The organism is Paenibacillus sp. J22R56, from assembly GCF_056269375.1.
Genome location: NZ_JBWDNV010000003.1, coordinates 307,736 through 326,723, shown reverse-complemented (window position 1 = coordinate 326,723; position 18,988 = coordinate 307,736). Strand labels below are relative to the sequence as shown.

General features: G+C 48.8%; 14 protein-coding genes and 2 riboswitches. Of the genes, 9 read left to right on the top strand and 5 right to left on the bottom strand.

All coding sequences use genetic code 11. The annotated features are described in order from the left end of the window. Positions 1-59 precede the first annotated feature (59 nt). Positions 60-1,130 (bottom strand): dual-specificity RNA methyltransferase RlmN, encoded by a 1,071-nt coding sequence (gene rlmN / locus AC0YNT_RS09425; protein WP_475804340.1) that lies wholly within the window; start codon positions 1,128-1,130, stop codon positions 60-62. Between the two features lie 731 nt (positions 1,131-1,861). Then, a riboswitch (cyclic di-AMP (ydaO/yuaA leader) is annotated at positions 1,862-2,055 on the top strand. Between the two features lie 122 nt (positions 2,056-2,177). Continuing rightward, positions 2,178-2,356, top strand: a riboswitch (cyclic di-AMP (ydaO/yuaA leader). Positions 2,357-2,473: 117 nt separating this feature from the next. Between rlmN and AC0YNT_RS09420 the strand changes: the two genes are divergently transcribed. From AC0YNT_RS09420 to AC0YNT_RS09395, 6 genes are all read left to right on the top strand, one after another. Continuing rightward, complete coding sequence (locus AC0YNT_RS09420; RefSeq protein WP_475804339.1) at positions 2,474-2,893, top strand: hypothetical protein; 420 nt, start codon at positions 2,474-2,476, stop codon at positions 2,891-2,893. A 186-nt stretch (positions 2,894-3,079) separates the two neighbouring features. Next, positions 3,080-3,157 carry a K(+)-transporting ATPase subunit F gene (kdpF, locus tag AC0YNT_RS09415; protein WP_475804553.1) on the top strand — a complete coding sequence of 26 codons (78 nt, stop codon included), beginning with the start codon at positions 3,080-3,082 and terminating at the stop codon, positions 3,155-3,157. Between the two features lie 27 nt (positions 3,158-3,184). After that, positions 3,185-4,864: a potassium-transporting ATPase subunit KdpA gene (gene kdpA, locus AC0YNT_RS09410; RefSeq protein WP_475804338.1), complete on the top strand. Its 1,680-nt coding sequence runs from the start codon at positions 3,185-3,187 to the stop codon at positions 4,862-4,864. Between the two features lie 25 nt (positions 4,865-4,889). Then, entirely contained in the window at positions 4,890-6,920 is a 2,031-nt protein-coding gene (kdpB, locus tag AC0YNT_RS09405) for a potassium-transporting ATPase subunit KdpB (RefSeq protein WP_475804337.1), read from the top strand. A gap of 26 nt (positions 6,921-6,946) precedes the next feature. Beyond that, positions 6,947-7,552, top strand: coding sequence for a potassium-transporting ATPase subunit KdpC (gene kdpC / locus AC0YNT_RS09400; RefSeq protein WP_475804336.1), 606 nt, complete (start codon positions 6,947-6,949; stop codon positions 7,550-7,552). A gap of 71 nt (positions 7,553-7,623) precedes the next feature. Then, the gene (locus AC0YNT_RS09395; protein ID WP_475804335.1) at positions 7,624-9,945 is read left to right on the top strand and encodes a histidine kinase; all 2,322 of its coding nucleotides are present in this window, start codon (positions 7,624-7,626) and stop codon (positions 9,943-9,945) included. Here AC0YNT_RS09395 and AC0YNT_RS09390 read toward each other — a convergent pair. Then, entirely contained in the window at positions 9,917-10,606 is a 690-nt protein-coding gene (locus tag AC0YNT_RS09390; RefSeq protein WP_475804334.1) for an NAD-dependent epimerase/dehydratase family protein, read from the bottom strand. The genes AC0YNT_RS09395 and AC0YNT_RS09390 overlap by 29 nt on opposite strands. Positions 10,607-10,711: 105 nt before the next feature. Continuing rightward, positions 10,712-11,764: an NAD(P)/FAD-dependent oxidoreductase gene (locus AC0YNT_RS09385; RefSeq protein ID WP_475804333.1), complete on the bottom strand. Its 1,053-nt coding sequence runs from the start codon at positions 11,762-11,764 to the stop codon at positions 10,712-10,714. 211 nt (positions 11,765-11,975) lie between these two features. On the opposite strand from AC0YNT_RS09385, the gene AC0YNT_RS09380 reads away from it, so the two are divergent. Genes AC0YNT_RS09380 through AC0YNT_RS09370 form a run of 3 tightly spaced genes read left to right on the top strand, consistent with a single transcriptional unit; the run spans position 11,976 to position 14,978 of the window. Then, positions 11,976-12,956, top strand: coding sequence for an iron-hydroxamate ABC transporter substrate-binding protein (locus tag AC0YNT_RS09380; protein WP_475804332.1), 981 nt, complete (start codon positions 11,976-11,978; stop codon positions 12,954-12,956). Positions 12,957-12,960: 4 nt separating this feature from the next. Beyond that, entirely contained in the window at positions 12,961-13,974 is a 1,014-nt protein-coding gene (locus tag AC0YNT_RS09375) for a FecCD family ABC transporter permease (RefSeq protein WP_475804331.1), read from the top strand. Next, positions 13,971-14,978: a FecCD family ABC transporter permease gene (locus AC0YNT_RS09370; RefSeq protein ID WP_167281153.1), complete on the top strand. Its 1,008-nt coding sequence runs from the start codon at positions 13,971-13,973 to the stop codon at positions 14,976-14,978. The genes AC0YNT_RS09375 and AC0YNT_RS09370 overlap by 4 nt, the downstream gene beginning before the upstream one ends. 331 nt (positions 14,979-15,309) lie before the next feature. Here the strand turns inward: AC0YNT_RS09370 and AC0YNT_RS09365 are convergent, their stop codons facing one another. Continuing rightward, entirely contained in the window at positions 15,310-16,965 is a 1,656-nt protein-coding gene (locus tag AC0YNT_RS09365; RefSeq protein ID WP_475804330.1) for an FAD-binding dehydrogenase, read from the bottom strand. Between the two features lie 128 nt (positions 16,966-17,093). Then, a complete protein-coding gene (locus AC0YNT_RS09360) occupies positions 17,094-18,959 on the bottom strand; it encodes an LTA synthase family protein (protein WP_475804329.1) in 1,866 nt (621 codons plus the stop codon). Positions 18,960-18,988 lie beyond the last annotated feature (29 nt).

Sequence of the window (18,988 nt, the reverse complement as noted above, 5' to 3'; positions counted from 1 at the left end):
TTCTTATATTTGAAGCAAAAAGCCATGATCCTCTGATCATGGCTTCTTTTATAGCTGCGTTATCCGACTTTTTCCTTGTTCATCTGCTTACTACGCAGCTGGCCGCAAGCCGCATCGATATCGGCGCCATGCTCCAGACGGACGCTAACGCTAACCCCTTGCTTCTTGAGCGTGTCGTAGAAGCCTTTGATGGAGTCGTTCTCACTGCGCTGGTATTGGCTGTGCTCATCAACCGGATTGTAAGGAATCAGGTTCACATTCACGAGCGAACGGCGGCGGTCACCCACCAGCTCGGCAAGCTCAAGTGCATGCTCACGATGATCGTTAACATCCTTCAGCAAAATATATTCAAGCGTAATCCGGCGGTTCGTCTTCTCGAGGTAATAATCAATCGCCTGCATCAGCTTCTCGATTGGAATGGCCTTGTTAATCTTCATGATCCGCGTACGCAGCTCATTATTTGGTGCATGCAGCGATACGGCAAGATTGACGCCTTGGTCCTTATCAGCAAACTCTCTGATTTTATCCGCGAGTCCGCTGGTCGATACGGTAATATGGCGCGGGCCAATCGCAAGACCTTTGTGATCCTTCACTGTTGTCAGGAAGTTATTAAGGTGTGTGAAGTTATCAAACGGTTCGCCGATACCCATCACAACGATGTGGCTGACCTTCTCGCCTTGACCTGCTTCATCAAGATGAAGCTGAATCTTCATAATCTGTTCCGTAATCTCACCGCTTGTCAGATCTCGGCTCTTCTTAAGCAAGCCGCTCGCGCAGAAGCTGCAGCCGATGTTGCAGCCAACCTGCGTCGTCACACAGACAGATAAGCCGAATTTATGCCGCATCATGACCGTCTCAATTAAGTTGCCGTCATCGAGCTTAAGCAGCAGCTTCACGGTACCGTCCTTCGACACCTGCTTCGTATGCTCAGCGAGTGTCTGAATCGCGAAGTTCTCCTCGAGCAGCTTCACGCAGTCCGAATGGAGCTCCGTCATATCAGCAAAACTCGTAACCCGCTTCCGGTATAGATAGTCCCATACCAGCGAGGCCCGGGATTTTTTATGTCCGTGCTCGCCCAGCCATGCGATTAATTGCTCTAATGTAAATCCATATATGGAAGGTGTACTCATTATTTATCCTCTTTTCACAAACGCGGCCTAAACCGCATACTGACTCCTATTGTCCCAAAATTGTCGGACGAAAACAAGGGGCGATTCCCGCCAATTGACAGAAGCCCGCAACAGCACTATTCGAATAAGACCCCCGGAGGGTCTTATTACTATTTATCTCCAGCAGAACCTTCGAATAAGACCCTGCGAGGGTCTTATTGCTGCCGCAAACCGGCTAGTTCCCCTCACTTTATCGCTTCATTCGCCGTGATAAGGTCCCCAATGGATCTTAAGTCTACTTTATTCAGTTATCGAACATCAGTTAAGGCCCCTTAGGGACCTTAACTCTTCAAAATCCAGCTAGTTTTCCCCCGTTTGACGCTCCATCCGCTGCATTAAGGTCCTCAAGGGACCTTAACCTCGTCGTTTAACCACTCATCGCGCTAGTTAGAGTCCCTAAGGGACCTTAACCTCGTACATCGTGCTTGAGAGGAATATCCTTACCTGGACTGGACCCTTTGAAAAATGCTGGAACCACCTTTTCTCCCTTCTTCATTCATTTTCAAGCAAAGTTTCGGTGCACATTTATCGCAATCAAGAGATACAGAGACTGATAAAGAGCATTCTAGAGTTCGTCTGCGATGTAAACGCTCTAACCAATCTCATTGTGAGAATTAGACAATATGCCGCCTCTATGTTTCATTTACATTAACCTTAGTCAGGCGTAACATACGATTCAGCAAATGAAATGTATGCTTTATTCGCTGAGTTTCCGTCATGGGAAACGGGGGAACCAAACGATAGGCGCTATTGCATCGGTGTGAGAGCTGGTGTGTCTTGCTTATCAGGGGTGAATCCGGGAAAGGCTGCTCACAGCTGGACCTGGTAGGGCGACTCTCACCGTCCGAATCCGTCAGCTAACCTCGTAAGCGAAGAAAATGTCAGCCACGGCACAGCAAGCTTAAAGCTGCGGAGGCATTTTCCAGGTAGAGAGGATGATGTGTTCTTGTGACCTTATGGGGCCGCGGGGGACTTTCCTCTGCGGTCTTTTTCTAATTATATTTGAAAATGTCTTTATCGCTTAATCTCCTTCACAGGGGAACGGGGGAACCAATCGGATGGCATGCTCAAGCAGCTAGCATCCACGGGGTGAATCGCCAGAACGGCTCAAGCGAGCTTTATGGCGTAGGGCGACTCTTACGCCCGAATCCGTCAGCTAACCTCGTAAGCGTAACAAGAGAGGCAACGATGATCGTGAACATAGGTGCGGTTTATTTTCTGCTGCGCTTATAAGCCACGTGAAGAGTCCCTCTTCCGTGGCTTTTTTGTCGTTGATTCCTCTAATAAAAGAGGAGAGAAATAGGATGAACGATTATATTCTCGTATCTGCACCAAATGTACAGGGCGAGGACTTTATTAAACAATTGCAACATCGGAGAATCCCATTTGCAACGATGGTAAATAATAAGGCCGAATATGAGAGAATGCTCGCACTTGATGTGACTACGATCATTGTCATTAGCACAAATGATGAAGCCACATGGCGAGTGCCGGAGCTTCCGATTGGTCGGATTTTCTTATTCGAGAGAAGCTTGAACCTTTGCTGCCGCTACATTCAGATCTGCCGAAGCTGGACGTCGAAATCGATCTGTGTCATTACCGACAGCACAAACCCGCGACTGATCTATAAAGGAATGGGTGCGAATTATGTGGTTCATTCCAGCAGTGGTGAGACTTCTTTTCTCATATCAAATGATTTCATGGCAAACAGCCAAAACGTTTAAAAATTCCATGCTTACGAAGCAATAATTGCTCAATTGGCTAAAATAAGCCATTTGTGTACCAATTCTTAATAAGGAGAGTAGATTTATGCAGGATATCTATATGGTGCTGCTTCTGGCAGCTGTATTCGTACTCTTCGCCGGATTTATGCAATGGTGTGACCGCTCCATTCAGGAGGAGGAGAAACGATGATAATCACACTCTGTCTGGCCTTACTTATCTTTCTCTATTTAGTGTACGCCCTCATTAATCCAGAAAAATTTTAGTCCCTTAAACGATCGCGGGAGGTCAATATGGATATTTTACAGCTTCTTATTGTGATTGGCGTGCTTGTTCTGCTCGTCAAGCCACTTGGCTCGTACGTTTATCACGTCTACTCGAATGAGCCAAACCGAACCGACCGAGTATTCGGGTGGTCTGAACGAATCATTTACAGCGTGATCGGCTTAAAATCGCGAGCAGGCATGACCTGGAAAAAATACGCGCTTAGCTTTCTTCTAACCAATATCGTATTAGTTGCCATCAGCTATGTGATCCTGCGCTTTCAAGGCGGGCTCCCTGGCAATCCGAATAACATCGGCGGTATGGAACAGACCTTGTCCTTTAATACCGTCATCAGCTTCATCACGAATACGAACTTGCAGCATTACAGCGGGGAGACCGGGCTTTCTTACTTCTCTCAAATGGCCGTCATTATGATGATGATGTTCACATCAGCGGCTACAGGCTTCTCGGTTGCGATTGCATTTATCCGTGGTCTGACGAGCAAAGGCACAACAATCGGTAACTTCTTCGAGGATTTCGTGAAGTCGCATACCCGGATCTTTCTGCCGCTGGCTGTGCTTGTCACGCTGGTACTGGTGGCTTTGCATGTGCCACAGACGTTTGATCCGAACATAACCGCAACAACACTAGAAGGAGCCACGCAAAATATCGCGATCGGACCTGTGGCATCCCTAGAATCAATCAAGCATTTAGGTACCAACGGCGGCGGTTTCTTCGGAGTCAACTCGGCTCATCCATTCGAGAATCCAAACCCACTGACGAATGTCATCGAAATTTTATCGATGTGGGCGCTTCCTGCATCGCTGCCTTATGTATTCGGACGATTCGCGAAAAACCGTAAGCAGGGCTGGGTTATATTTTCCGCGATGATGACCTTGTTCCTTGTCTTTCTGGCAACGGTCTATACCGCTGAGCTGCATGGCAATCCAGCACTGAACAATCTTGGTGTGGATGCCTCACAAGGCAGTATGGAAGGTAAAGAGGTACGCTTTGGTATCGCACAATCCGCTCTGTTTACAGCAGTCACAACAGCAGCGACAACCGGTACGGTAAACAACATGCACGATACGCTGACACCAATTGGCGGACTCGTACCGCTTGCCGAGATGATGCTTAACGTCGTGTTTGGCGGTAAGGGTGTTGGTCTCATTAACATGCTGATGTACGCCATACTCGGAGTATTTATCGCCGGACTTATGGTTGGACGTACGCCGGAGTTTCTTGGACGGAAAATCGAGCCGCGTGAGATGAAGCTCATCGCGATCGCCATACTCGCCCATCCCTTTATTATCCTGGTGCCGACCGCTATCGCTTTCCTTACCGACCTAGGCCAAGGCTCAATTAGCAACGCAGGCTTCCACGGCATCTCACAGGTGCTGTATGAGTACACCTCATCAGCAGCAAATAACGGCTCCGGCTTTGAGGGATTAGCCGATAATACACCTTTCTGGAATATTACAACCGGACTGGTCATGCTGTTTGGACGATATATCTCGATGATTGCCATGCTTGCCGTAGCCGGTTCACTGGTCCGTAAGCAGCCTGTGCCAGAGACATCGGGTACATTCCGGACAGATAACGTGCTGTTTACAGGGATTCTTGTAGGAACCGTATTAATTATTGGAGCGCTGACGTTCCTGCCTGCCGTTGTTCTTGGACCAATTGCAGAGTATCTGACGCTTCGCTAACGGATAAGGATGAGGTGAGTAAAAGGTGACTACGAAACGTAAATCTATGCTGGACTCCGCTATTTTAAGCCGTGCGGTCAAGGACAGCTTTATCAAATTAAATCCACTAACAATGATGAAAAACCCCGTCATGTTCGTCGTTGAGGTCGGTACACTTGTCGTACTGCTTATGACATTGCTGCCCGGCTATTTCGGAACAGAAGATCGGGTAGGCTTCAATCTGACGGTGTTTCTTATCCTGTTATTCACGGTACTCTTCGCGAATTTCGCAGAAGCATTGGCCGAAGGGCGCGGTAAAGCGCAGGCCGATTCGCTTAAGAAGAGCAAACAGGACATTACGGCTAACAAAATGGTCGGCAATAGTGTAAAACAAGTCGTATCTACCGAGCTTCGGAAAGGCGATATTGTTATCGTCTCACAAGGCGAGATGATTCCGGGCGATGGCGAAGTCATTGAAGGCCTTGCTTCTGTTGATGAATCCGCCATTACCGGTGAATCGGCTCCTGTTATTAAAGAAGCTGGCGGTGACTTCAGCTCCGTTACCGGCGGTACACGTGTCGTCAGCGACCAGATCAAGGTTCGCATTATGAGTGATCCCGGCGAATCGTTTATTGATCGTATGATCTCACTTGTTGAAGGCGCAAAGCGGCAAAAGACGCCAAACGAACTGGCTCTGAACACCCTGCTTACAAGCCTTACGCTTATCTTCTTGATCGTTGTCGTTACCCTGGCCCCTATCGCCAAATATGTTGGTGTAGAGCTGGATGTGCCCGTGCTGATCGCCCTGCTCGTCTGTCTCATTCCGACCACGATTGGCGGTCTGCTGTCAGCCATCGGGATCGCCGGTATGGATCGCGTAACGCAGTTTAATGTATTGGCGATGTCAGGCAAAGCCGTTGAAGCAGCCGGCGATATTAACACAATGATTCTGGATAAAACCGGTACGATTACATTCGGGAACCGGATGGCCAGCGATTTCCTTCCTGTTAAGGGATCAACCGTACAAGAGCTTGGCGAGTGGGCAGCACTCAGCTCCGCCAAAGACGAGACGCCGGAAGGACGCTCTGTATTAGAGCTGATGAAGACCAAGCAGCTCTCCTACCCAACAGAGCAGATTGAGCAGGCTTCCTTCATTCCTTTTACAGCAGAAACTCGTATGAGCGGTACCGATTTGCCAGATGGAAGAAAAGTACGTAAAGGCGCCGTTGATGCCGTTAAGAAATGGGTATCGTCTCTAGGGGGTACGATCCCAGCCGATCTCGATTCCACCGGTGAAGCTGTTGCTGTCCTTGGCGGAACACCACTTGCTGTTTCCGTTGATAACCGGATTCTAGGTATTATTTATTTGAAGGATACCGTTAAACCAGGCATGCAGGAGAGATTCGCTGAGCTCCGCCGGATGGGCATCAAGACCATCATGTGTACTGGCGATAATCCTCTGACGGCAGCAACGATTGCCCGTGAAGCAGGCGTGGATGACTTTGTGGCGGAGAGCCGCCCTGAGGATAAAATCGCGCTGATCAAAAGAGAGCAGGCTGCAGGCAGTCTTGTTGCGATGACGGGAGACGGGACGAATGATGCCCCTGCTCTTGCCCAGGCCGATGTTGGGCTTGCGATGAACAGCGGTACAATCGCAGCGAAGGAAGCTGCGAATATGATCGATCTGGATTCCGACCCGTCGAAGATTATCGAGGTTGTGGCTATCGGCAAGCAGCTGCTAATGACCCGCGGCGCTCTTACAACATTCAGTATTGCGAATGATATCGCCAAATATTTTGCCATCATCCCTGCGATGTTCATGATTGCGATCCCGCAGATGGATGTCCTGAATATTATGAAACTCGGCTCGCCTTCATCAGCGATCCTCTCGGCGCTTATCTTCAATGCGGTCATTATTCCGCTCCTCATCCCGCTTGCGATGCGAGGGGTTGCTTATAAACCGATGAATGCATCCAAGTTGTTAAGCAAGAACCTGCTTATATACGGGCTTGGCGGCGTCATTGCACCATTCATTGGTATTAAGCTGCTCGACCTTATCGTTCATATTTGGATCTAATGCGTTATTCGAAAGGAAGGGATCTTATGAATCAATCTGCTTCATCATCCGCATCAGGCGGCGGTTCAATCCTGATGATTGCAATCAGGGCAAGTATCGCGTTTATTATATTGTGCGGCATTATTTATCCGCTCGTGTCTACGGGTTTAGCGCAGCTGCTCTTCCCGCATCAGGCGAACGGAAGCTTGATTAAGAACGCAGAAGGCCAGATTATCGGCTCGTCCCTAATCGGGCAAAGCTTCACCGACCCTGCCTACTTCCAAGGGCGCGTTTCGAGCATTGACTATAAAGCAGAAGCTTCTGGATCCAACAACTATGCGCCTTCTAATCCAGATATGCTGAAGCGGACGCAGGAATCGATTGCTGCGTGGAAGGCAGCCAATCCAGATGTTCCAATCAGCAAGCTTCCGATTGCTCTGATTACCAACTCTGGTTCCGGCCTCGACCCGCATATCACGCCAAGCTCAGCTGAGGTTCAAATCCCGCGGATCAGCAAGCTGACCGGTTTATCGACCGATACGTTGGAACAGCTTGTCCAAAAGCATACCGAAGGACGTGACCTTGGTGTATTTGGTGAACCGCGCATCAATGTACTGGAGCTCAATATCGAACTAAGTCAGCTTAGAAAATAAAGAATAACGCCCCGCTTGCACTTAGCAGGCGGGGCATTCACACGCTAAGGGGAAAGGAGGAACAACCCGTCATGGACAACGGTTACCGTCGAAAAACACCCGAGGAGCTTCTGCAAGCCATAACCAAGCTCCATCACGGACGGCTTAAAATCTATATTGGTGCAGTTAGCGGCACCGGTAAAACCTATCATATGCTGCGCGATGGCCAGCAGCTTCAGAAGCAAGGCATTGATGTCGTAGCTTGTGCTGTCTCGACGATGCAAAGGCCCGAGACGATGGAGCAACTCATAGAAATCGAACGTATTCCGAGCATTCACTGGTTTAAGGAAGGAGTCGAATGGAAGGATCTTGACTTGCGGGCCATAAAGACGCGTAATCCCGAAGTCTTGCTCGTTGATGGGCTGGCCCATCGCAACCGCCCAGAGGCAGAGTTTCCTTCCCGGCTTGATGATATCAAGCATCTGCTCGAATGCGGAATAAGCGTCATGACGACGATCAATGTGTATGAACTGGACGGCGTCTGCGATCTTGCTTATCAGTTAACAGGGATCGAAGCCGAATATACCGTACCAGACGATATTTTAGAGCTTGCTGATGAAGTGCGTCTTATCGACGTTTCTCCTGAGACCATTCTGACACGATTAAACGAAGGCCATTTGCGAAACGCCAAGACCCCTCACCTGCTCCGGAGAGGAAATCTTGATAAGCTGCGCGAACTCGCTCTGCGGCTGATGGCTGAGGATGTCAACGGATCATTGGAGCATCATCGGAGGAATCAAGGCCTTATTGGACCCTCCGGCGCATCCGAACGAATACTTGTGACGGTACAGTATCATTGGAACGGCTCCATCCATATCAGGCGCGGCCAGCAAGTAGCGAAGCGGCTGAGCGGGGAACTGCTCGTCGTATCGTTTATATCGGATAACACCTCTTTATCAAAAGAAGCAGCTGCATTTAAGCGTTCGATTGTGAAGCTCACGCAAAAGATTGGGGCATCCTTCGAGGAGCAGGTTGTCCCCCGCCTTCATCGGCGCCTGCTGTCCCAGCATATCACCGAGTATGCGATGGCCCATGGTGTAACCCGCATTGTGCTGGGCCACTCCAAGCATACCTGGCTGCAGGAGCTGCTTCATGGCTCCATCGCTAATGGGATCTTGCAGCAAGCCAAACCAATCGATCTCTTCTTTGTCGCTGATCGGACAGATCAGGAAGGAGAACGTATTCTTCCTGCAAGGCATCGCACGGAGTCCCGCTCTACTTATAAAAGACTCAGCATTGCCGAGAAAAAGCAAACGACCGAGCGTATGAAACGCGGCACCTTCAAAGTATATATTGGTGCAGCACCCGGAGTGGGGAAAACGTACACCATGCTCCGTGAGGGTAATGTCCTCCTCCGCAAAGGCATTGATGTCGTCATTGGTCTTCTTGAGACACATGGTCGCAAGGACACAATAGAGCAGGTGGCGGAGCTGCCCTCCATTCCAAGAGCACAAATAGCCTATAAGGATATGCTGCTGGAGGAGATGGACGTCCCTGCTATTCTTAAGCGATTCCCTGAAGTGGTCCTTATCGATGAGCTTGCCCACACGAATGTGCCGGGCAGCGTGAACAAGAAGAGGTATGAGGATGTGCGTACAATTCTGGATGCCGGCATTTCCGTTATTTCCACCGTCAATGTCCAGCATCTCGAAAGCTTAAATGACGCCGTCGAGCAGATAACAGGGGTACGGGTCAGAGAGACGGTACCCGACAGCATGCTGCGCATCGCCGATGAAGTAGAGCTTATTGATGTATCGCCTAGAGCGTTGCAGGAACGGTTGCGGGAAGGCAGAATCTACGCGATGGGCAAGGTCGAACAGGCGCTTGGTGCCTTTTTTCAGCTTGGCAATCTAATTGCTCTGCGTGAACTGGCCTTGCGCGAAATTGCGGATGATGTGGATGAAAGGCTTGAGGCTTGGGAACGAACAGGATCGCTGCGTGGTCCGTGGCGGAGGCAGGAGGTCATATTCGTAGCCATAACAGACCTTGCACAAGCCGATCGGCTGATTCGCAGAGGCTTCCGTATCGCCCACCGGCTTAAGGCCGAATGGCATGTAATGGTCGTTCATAATGGCGGCGGACACGCAATAGATCGTCGTATGAAGGAGCTCCTTCAATTAACGGAACAGCTAGGCGGAATGTTTGTTGTTAAAGAGATGAGACAGACACAATATCTTTCGGCTTTTCTGCTCACCCATGCCAATGCGCTTCATAGTACGCAGTTCATCATTGGTCAGGAGAAAAGGAGCTGGCTCGCGAGAATGTTCCGACCGTCCATCGTAAAGAAGATATTGCAGAACGGCCGCAACATGGATGTGATGGTCGTTAGCTGCCTTCCTTCGCAAGAGCAATAATATCTTTTGGATCGAGAATATGGCGTTCATAACTCGTGTAAAAGGTTTGGATCATGGCAAGACCAACCTGCCGAAGCGTAATAAGATGATTGGGGAACAAAGGTCTTAAGATCGGATACAGCCACGTCAGCGCATAGGCCCATTTCGGAACTCTCACCTGCCCCTTCGTTGGGTGCATATAACCTGGACGGAACATGAATGCACGGCGGAACGGCAGCTGCAGAAGGTGATTCTCGGTTCTTCCTTTCACTCTAGCCCACATTACTTTGCCCTGCTCTGTGCTGTCTGTACTGGCGCCGGTTACATAGCAGAACACCATGTCCTCATTCAAGCTCGATAGCAAGCGTGCAACATGCATCGTCAGATCATAGGTCACACGAGTGTAGTCTGCCTCCGACATACCAACCGACGAGACGCCAAGGCAGAAATAGCAGGCATTGTATCCTTTAAGCTCATCCTGAATCGGGGTTAAGTCATAAAAATCCTTATGTATGATTTCCTTCAGCTTCGGGTGCGTAACACCACTTGGACGACGAGTAATAGCAAGTACCTGTTCGACATCCGGATGCTGCAGGCATTCCATCAGAACACCTTCCCCGACCATGCCTGTAGCTCCCGTAATAATCGCTCTTATTTTCTCTTTCGGCTGCTTTGTTTCCATTCTCGCATCTCTCCCTTATTAACAGGCACTACAATCATTATGGCATAGGCCTAGCAACAAAAAAAGACGAGGCAGATTCACTCTGACTCGTCTTTCTTCTATATATTAAGCCATCAACTGTTTCACCAGTTCACGGTTCCGTTCTTTAAATATTTCGTTATGGGATGAGACCATTCCGTATGCATTAGCATCCGGTTGAATATAAGATTTCGCTCTGTTCACCGCATTGGCTGCATCTTGGAAAGCTCCCGCGATCAAATGAAGCTTGCCATCATGCATCAGAATATCACCTGCAGCATATAGACCCTGTACGGAGGACTCGCCATTCGGAGTACCTTTTACATACCAGTCATCTACCATCTCAATGTTAAGCTTGCTGTTCTCGAGTAAGGAGGAATCCCGTTCATAACCGTGATTAATAACGACATCATCAATATCCAGGTGCGATACTTCACCTGACTCGCTATGGGTCAGCTCGACGCGTTCCACCAGCTCATCGCCTGCGCTTGCTAGCAGCTTCGTAATTTCGGTATGGAACAAGCATTCCACTTTCGGACTGTTCATTAGTGTTGTTACATTCGCTTCATGCCCGGACAAGGCCTCTTTGCGATATGTAATGTAGATTTTCTTCGCGAATGGAAGTAATTCCATCGCCCAATCCACAGCCGAGTTGCCCCCGCCGGAAATGATCACGTTCTTATCTTTAAATCTCTTCAATGATTTCACAGTATAATGAAGGTTTGTTACCTCAAACTTCTCTGCGCCCTCAATTGCGATCTTCTTCGGATTCAGAATACCACCGCCAACTGCGATGATGACCGTCTTCGAATAATGAATACGTCCCGAGGAGCCTTGCAGCACGAAAATATGATCTTCATTACGTGTAATGGATTCGATCTTCTCATTCAATACAACCTCTGGATCAAACGTCAGCCCTTGCTTCACGATCTGATCAATTAACTGTGCTCCTGGAGTAGGAGTTAAACCGCCGATGTCCCAGATCATTTTCTCAGGGTAAACATGGACCTTTCCGCCTAGAAAAGGCTGGAACTCGATAAGCTTCGTCTTCATTTCTCTAAGCCCGCTATAGAAAGTAGAGTAGAGCCCCGCAGGTCCGCCTCCAATTACCGTTACATCAAACAATTCCTCTTGCAGCATGAACGTTCCTCCTCGGAAAAGCACTGTCATTGATTATCATTATCAATAGTATACGGCTTTTGAGAACATTTTTCAATAAGCATTGACAATCCGACTAAATCACTATAATTTAGTAAATGGCACTAATAGTGATAATCATTATCACACACTCTTAGCTATATGATCCTCACCATGCAATTATTTCACTATAGAAAAGGAGATTTACACCACCATGAAAAAAGCACTTATCTCCCTCATGATGCTCTTCGTTATTATTCTGAGCGCATGTGGAAACAACAGTAACACAAGCAATAACGCAGGAACTGAGAACACTGCCGCAACAAACAATGCCGGGGCAGCCAATGCTTCGCCATCCGCAGACACAGCTACTGAAGCAACAGGCAACATCACGTTCCAATCGGAAAGCGGCCCAATGGAAGTACCTGCTAATCCGCAGCGTATTGTTGATCTTTCTTCTTATACAGGCAGCTTGATCTCCCTAGGCATCACTCCTATTGGCGTCACCTCCTGGGCGAAAGACAATCCTAACTTTACTGAGCAGTTGAAGGATGTAACCGAAGTATCCGAAGAAGATCTCGAGAAAATTCTCGAGCTGGAGCCGGATCTGATTATTGGCACAGAAACAACAAAGAACATAGATAAACTAAAGGAAATCGCTCCAACTGTTATTTTCACTTACAATAAAGTCGATTACCTGCAGCAGCATATTGAGGTCGGCAAAGCCGTTAACAAGGAAAAAGAAGCAACGGCTTGGGTGGAAGACTTCAAAGCACGTGCTGCCCAAATCGGCAAAGATATTAAAGCTAAAATCGGTGAAGACTCTACAGTTACCGTCATCGAGAACTTCGACAAGGAATTGTATATGTTCGGAGATGCTTGGGGCCGCGGCACCGAAATTCTGTACCAGGCGATGGGCCTGAAGATGCCGCAGAAAGTAAAAGACATGACCACGAAAGACGGCTGGTATGCGTTGTCACTTGAGGTGCTTCCTGAATACGCCGGCGACTATATCGTCTTCAGCCAAAGCAAAGATACAGCAGGCTCCATTACTGAAACCGAAACTTACAAGAACATCCCGGCTGTAAAAAATAATCATGTCATCACAGCAGATGCTAGAGGCTTCTACTTCAATGATGCCTATACGCTTGATTATCAACTGAACTTCTTTAAAGAGCAGTTCCTGGGTCAATAATCTCATGATACAAGAAACGAGACGACCTATCCCTTTTGTTATAAAGCTGCTAGTAGGGATCGTACTCTTTATCGCAATCTTCTTCCTGGCCATGGTGTTCGGCGCTGCCGACACCACGGTCCATGAAACATGGCTCGCGCTGACGTCACCTCACGATACAAGTGAGAAAGTGACGCTTTTGCGCGAAATTAGACTGCCGCGTGAAATCGCGGCAATCTTTGTTGGTGCGGCACTTGCCGTATCCGGCGCCATTATGCAAGGCGTGACTCGGAATGCGCTGGCAGATCCGGGGCTTCTCGGTTTATCTGCCGGAGCAAATGCCGCCCTTGCAGTAACGGTTGCGTTATTCCCTGGCATTAATTACTTCGGCATTATGATCGCATGCTTTATCGGCGCTGCCCTTGGTTCGATTCTTGTTATCGGAATTGGTGCAGCAAAACGAGGCGGCTTCTCCCCTATTCGTATCGTATTGGCGGGAGCAGCTGTTTCTACATTTCTATATGCCGTTGCAGAAGGCGTCGGCCTTACCTTTAAAGTATCCAAAGATGTTAACATGTGGACATCCGGTGGTTTGATCGGAACATCCTGGGGGCAGCTTCAAATGATTGTTCCAGTTATCGTGGTTGGTATTCTTATTGCAATCGCAATGTCGAAGCAGTTGACCGTACTTAGCTTGAGTGAAGATGTGGCAACCAGCCTTGGGCAAAAAACCGGTCTAATTAAAGGAATCCTATTCACTGTTACAATTCTGCTTGCTGGCGCTTCTGTTGCACTTGTCGGTAATCTGGCCTTCCTAGGCCTCATGATTCCGCATATGGTCCGCGCTATTGTCGGCCAAGACTATCGTTATTCCGTGCCGATGTCCGCTATTGTAGGTGCTTCCTTCATGCTGCTCGCGGATTTGATCGGCCGGACAATCAATGCGCCTTATGAAACACCGGTAGCGGCGATTATTGCGGTTGTAGGTCTGCCTTTCTTCCTCATTATCGTTAGAAGAGGAGGCAAAGCTCTGAAATGATGTTATCTTATTTGGTTCGAAAACAACGTATTATCCTTGGCATCCTGCTGCTGCTTATTATCGCGACCATCATTACTAGCCTTAGCCTTGGTTATTCAACCTTGACCTTTAAAAGGTTATTACCTGTTCTGTTTGGCGACGGTTCGAAAAAGGAAAACTTCATTCTGTTTGACATACGGATGCCGCGTGTCATCATTACTTTACTGGCAGGTATGGCACTTGCCCTATCCGGCTCGATTCTGCAAGGCGTATCACGCAATGATCTGGCTGATCCCGGTATTATCGGTATTAACTCGGGGGCAGGCGTGGCAATTACAGTCTTCTTCCTGTTCTTTCCGACGGAGGCTGGTCCTTTCGTCTATGCCCTGCCGGTTGTCGCCTTTATAGGCGCCCTGGCAACCGCATGCCTGATTACTCTGTTCTCCTGGAAAAGACATGTGGGCATCCAGCCGGTTAGTATGGTGCTGACGGGCATCGGCTTCCAATTGGCGCTTAGCGGCGTTATGATCGTCCTTATATCCTCAGCTGACCGCGAGAAAGTCGATTTCATCGCCAAATGGATTGCCGGCGGCATCTGGGGAACAGATTGGCCGTTTATTTGGGCCATGCTGCCATGGCTCATCATCTTTATTCCATTTACGCTGTACAAGGCGAACCGCCTCAACATTCTCTCTTTGAATGAGCATATAGCGGTTGGCGTCGGTATCTCACTGACGAAGGAACGTGTTGTTCTGCTCTTCTCGGCTGTTGCCCTGGCAGCATCTGCCGTGTCCGTGACAGGCGGTATCGCCTTCATCGGGCTGCTCGCGCCGCATATAGCGAAAGCCTTAGTTGGCCCGCGTAATCAATTGTTCATCCCGATCTCCATTCTGTTTGGCGGATGGCTGCTCGTACTCGCTGATACGATCGGCCGTCAGGTCGATATTGCCGGCGGCTTGCCAGCCGGGATCGTCGTATCCCTGATCGGCGCACCATACTTCTTGATTTTATTGCTAAAGAAATAGAAGAAATAAAAGAAACAAGCCCTCAAGCAGTGGATCTGCTTGGGGGCTTATTTGGTGTGTTCATGCACGTAAATTCACATACGCTAGACTGTACTTTATCCAACAGAATGGTGCATCCTAGCCAAGTAACCATTGCTGCATTGGATTCTATCCAGCAGATTTCAGCACAAATGGCCGAGAATGCTCATGATGCGCGGAATGGATTGGATGGAATCCAACATAACCCGCAGCTGGCAATCTCAAAATCAATTTTGCTGGATGAAATCCAACGAAATACGAGGGAATTGGTAAACCAACAAACGCTCTTCGAGCTGAGCTGAGCTCCCGTCACTCAACCCAGCTCGCGTGCAATGGCGCGGCCGGCAACTCGGCCGCTGAAGAGGCAGCCACCGAGGAAGGTACCTTCCAGCGCGCGGTAACCATGCATACCGCCGCCGCCAAAACCGGATGCCTCGCCTGCTGCATAAAGGCCCAGGATGGCGTCGCCCGCCGCGTTTAAGACGCGAGCAGAAAGATCTGTCTGCAAACCGCCAAGCGTCTTACGGCTGACGATGTTAAGCCGAACTGCGATCAGCGGGCCGTTCTTCGGATCAAGCAGCTTATGAGGAGGCGCTACCCGAATCAGTTTATCGCCAATGTAGCTGCGGGCTCCGCGAAGAGCGGTAATTTGCAGGTCTTTCGTAAATTTGTTATCGATCTCCCGGTCTCTAGCGATGAGCTGGCGTTCAATTGAAGCATAATCAAGCAGGTTCTCGCCGGTTAGCCGATTCATACCCGCCACAAGCTCCGCCAAATGATTAGCTACAATGAAGTCTTCGCCTTTATCCATGAAGGCCTGCACAGGACCAGACGCACCAGGCAGCGCCCGGGAGAGAACCTGCCGGATGCTCTTGCCCGTCAAATCGGGATTCTGCTCCGAGCCGGAGAGCGCGAACTCCTTCTCTATAATCTTCTGCGTCAATATAAACCAGGAGTAGTCATAGCCCGTTTTCTGTATAGTCTCCAGCGTACCTAATGTATCAAAGCCCGGAAAGTTGGGAGCCAGGAACCGCTGACCACGTGCATCCAGCCAGATCGAAGAAGGTCCCGGTAATATGCGGATGCCATGGTTGTCCCATACGGAATTCCAGTTCTTAATCCCTTCGGTATAATGCCACATCCGGTCACGGTTCACAATCCGTCCGCCCGCTTCCTCCGTAATACCAAGCATTCTTCCGTCGACATGCGCCGGTACACCCGACAGCATACGAGCAGGTGGTGTTCCAAGACGGCTTGGCCAGCTTTGACGGACAAGCTCATGGTTGCCGCCAATACCGCCGCTCGTTACGACTACGGCATCCGCTTCATATTCGAAATCTCCAATTGCCACTCTTGAGCTGGCCTCACCTCGTGCAGCAGTACTTGGTTCCAAGACAATACCAGCCACGCCCGTAATCGCATCGCCGCTGCTCAGCAGCCGGTCTACGCGATGCCGAGGCTTATAGATCACCCTGCCACTTGCCATATGCTCACGAACACGCCTTTCGAAAGGTGCAACAATAGCAGGACCTGTCCCCCATACAATGTGGAAACGTGGTACCGAATTGCCATGTCCTTCAGCCAAATATCCGCCACGCTCCGCCCAGCCAACAACCGGAAAGAACCGTATGCCCATCCCGCGCAGCCATTCTCTTTTCTCTCCTGCTGCAAAAGAGACATAAGACTCCGCCCATTGCCTGCCCCAGTAATCCTCATCCTCATCTCGATCAAAGCCTGCTGCTCCAAGCCAATCCTGCCAAGCAAGCTCCCTCGAATCTTTAATACCAAGCCTGCGCTGCTCCGGCGAGTTCACCAGGAATAATCCGCCAAAGGACCACCAAGCCTGTCCACCGATCGATGCTTCTGGTTCTTGGTCGAGCAATAGCACTTGTTTCCCCGCATCCGCGATCTCTCCCGCTGCCACTAGTCCAGCAAGACCCGCGCCTACTACAATTGCATCAACCTTCATCAGTTATACTCCCCCAGCCGCTACGAACTAGCAGATATTCATAATTTAATTATTAATCACTTCTAATCGATGTCAAGAAAAGAAAAAGGCTCCCCTTCGTGGAAGGGGAGCCTTAGAACTAATACCATTTATTTAAGAGGAAGCTGCTGCACGTAGCTGTCGGACAGATGCAATAGTTCAAGCGCTCTGTTGTATTCATCTTCCGTTACACCACCTTCAGTTGTCTCTGTACCATCAACTACTTTATGGTTCGTGCCGTCTTCATATTCAAGACCCGGTACATAAAGGTTTTCGTTGTCAATCACAGATCCGCTAGGCAGGAAGTGACGCATTGGAATGAGCTCCGAGCTTTGGTTCAGAAGGTCTTCACCAAAGTGGATCTGATTCTTCATCGATGCACCAACCAGATTCGCAACAGTTGGCAGGATGTCGATTTGACCGCCAACTTTATCGTTTACCAACGGTTGAGTTACGCCTGGAACGTGCATAATAAGCGGGATGTTAAACATTTCGGTATGACCGTAGTCTGTACCAAGCATTTCTTTCATCAATGCTTTTTCATCATCATCCAGCGAGTACAATGGCAGACCTTGGTGGTCACCGTACATGAGGACGATACTGTCATCCCACAGACCGCTTGATTTCAAGCCGTCAATGAATTGGCCAAGTGCATAGTCAGCATAGTTTTGTGCTTTAAGATAACGAGTAACCAAGCTGTCATCCTTGAACTCTGCAGGAAGCTCAATCCGGTATTTCGAAGTCGGAATGTTGTATGGATGATGCGCGCTCATCGAAATGACTTGTGCATAGAACGGTTTATCCGCCTGATCCATTTTCGCAAGCTCAGGCAGCGTCTTCGCATACAGCACTTCGTCAGAAGCGCCGAAGGCTACATGGTCTTCATCACCGTAGAACTGTTGATCATAATACTTTTCCCAGCCAAGCGACGAGTACAGTTCTGTACGGTTCCAGAACTCAACGGCGTTCGTATGGAATGTCGCTGTCGAGTAGCCGTTCTCTTGCATCAGCTTAGGTAAGCTTGGCAATACTTTATCTACGTTCACGTCTGTTGCTGCTTTATGCTTAGGAACATAAAGGGACGTATTTACCACATACTCGGCATCGGAAGTTGTACCTTGCCCAGCCATTGCATAGAAGTGCGTGAAATGTGTTGCCTCTTGAACCAGCTTGTTCATGTTTGGCGTAATTTCCACGCCGCCTACTTTAAGGCCAACTAGGAAATCTTGATATGATTCCATTTGAAGAATAATGACGTTCTTGCCTTTGGCAGCACCAAAGTTATTCGGCGATGCAGGCTCTGTAATGCCTTTGAGCTCATCAATCTTCGCCTGCGTAATTTGATCCATCGGCGTAACCGGTTCGTTTTCCAGCATTTTATCAATGATGTTGTACACTTCGTAATCAAGAAGACCCATTTCTTCAGCCTGCTTGTTCTCGTTCATACTTGCGCGGTTAGGCCAAACGTTAACAAGACATACAACAATAGATAATGCGAATGCTGCCATCCATGCTTTGCTGCGCACAGGACGCAGATCAGCCGATTGGCGGGCTTTCTTGAATCTTGGCAGAATCAATACCACCGCAATGACGATTATATCAAGGAAGATCAGCAGATAATAAGGATCCATGAGCGAGTAGGTGCTTTCTCCAACCTCTTTCATTTTGCCAGCTTGGCTTAGTGCATCCGTATTAACAATAATGCCATAATATTTGTAATACATCAGAATCGCGAAGTATAAGGCCGTAAATAACAGGTTAACAATCATGTAGTACAGCATCTTGCGTTTACCTGCAAAAAATTCGATCAGACAGAACACAGCAATAAAGAATGGAACCTCAGTCAGAAGCGTAAGCCAGGAGAAGCCATTATCGAAAACAACATCACGAGCAACGATACTCTTAATCAGCAAAATAATAAGGAAATAGTAGAAACGTCTATTTAAGAATCTAGTTATTAGAGACACCCTTGTCATCACCTTTCATTTCAAATCGCGAAAAATAA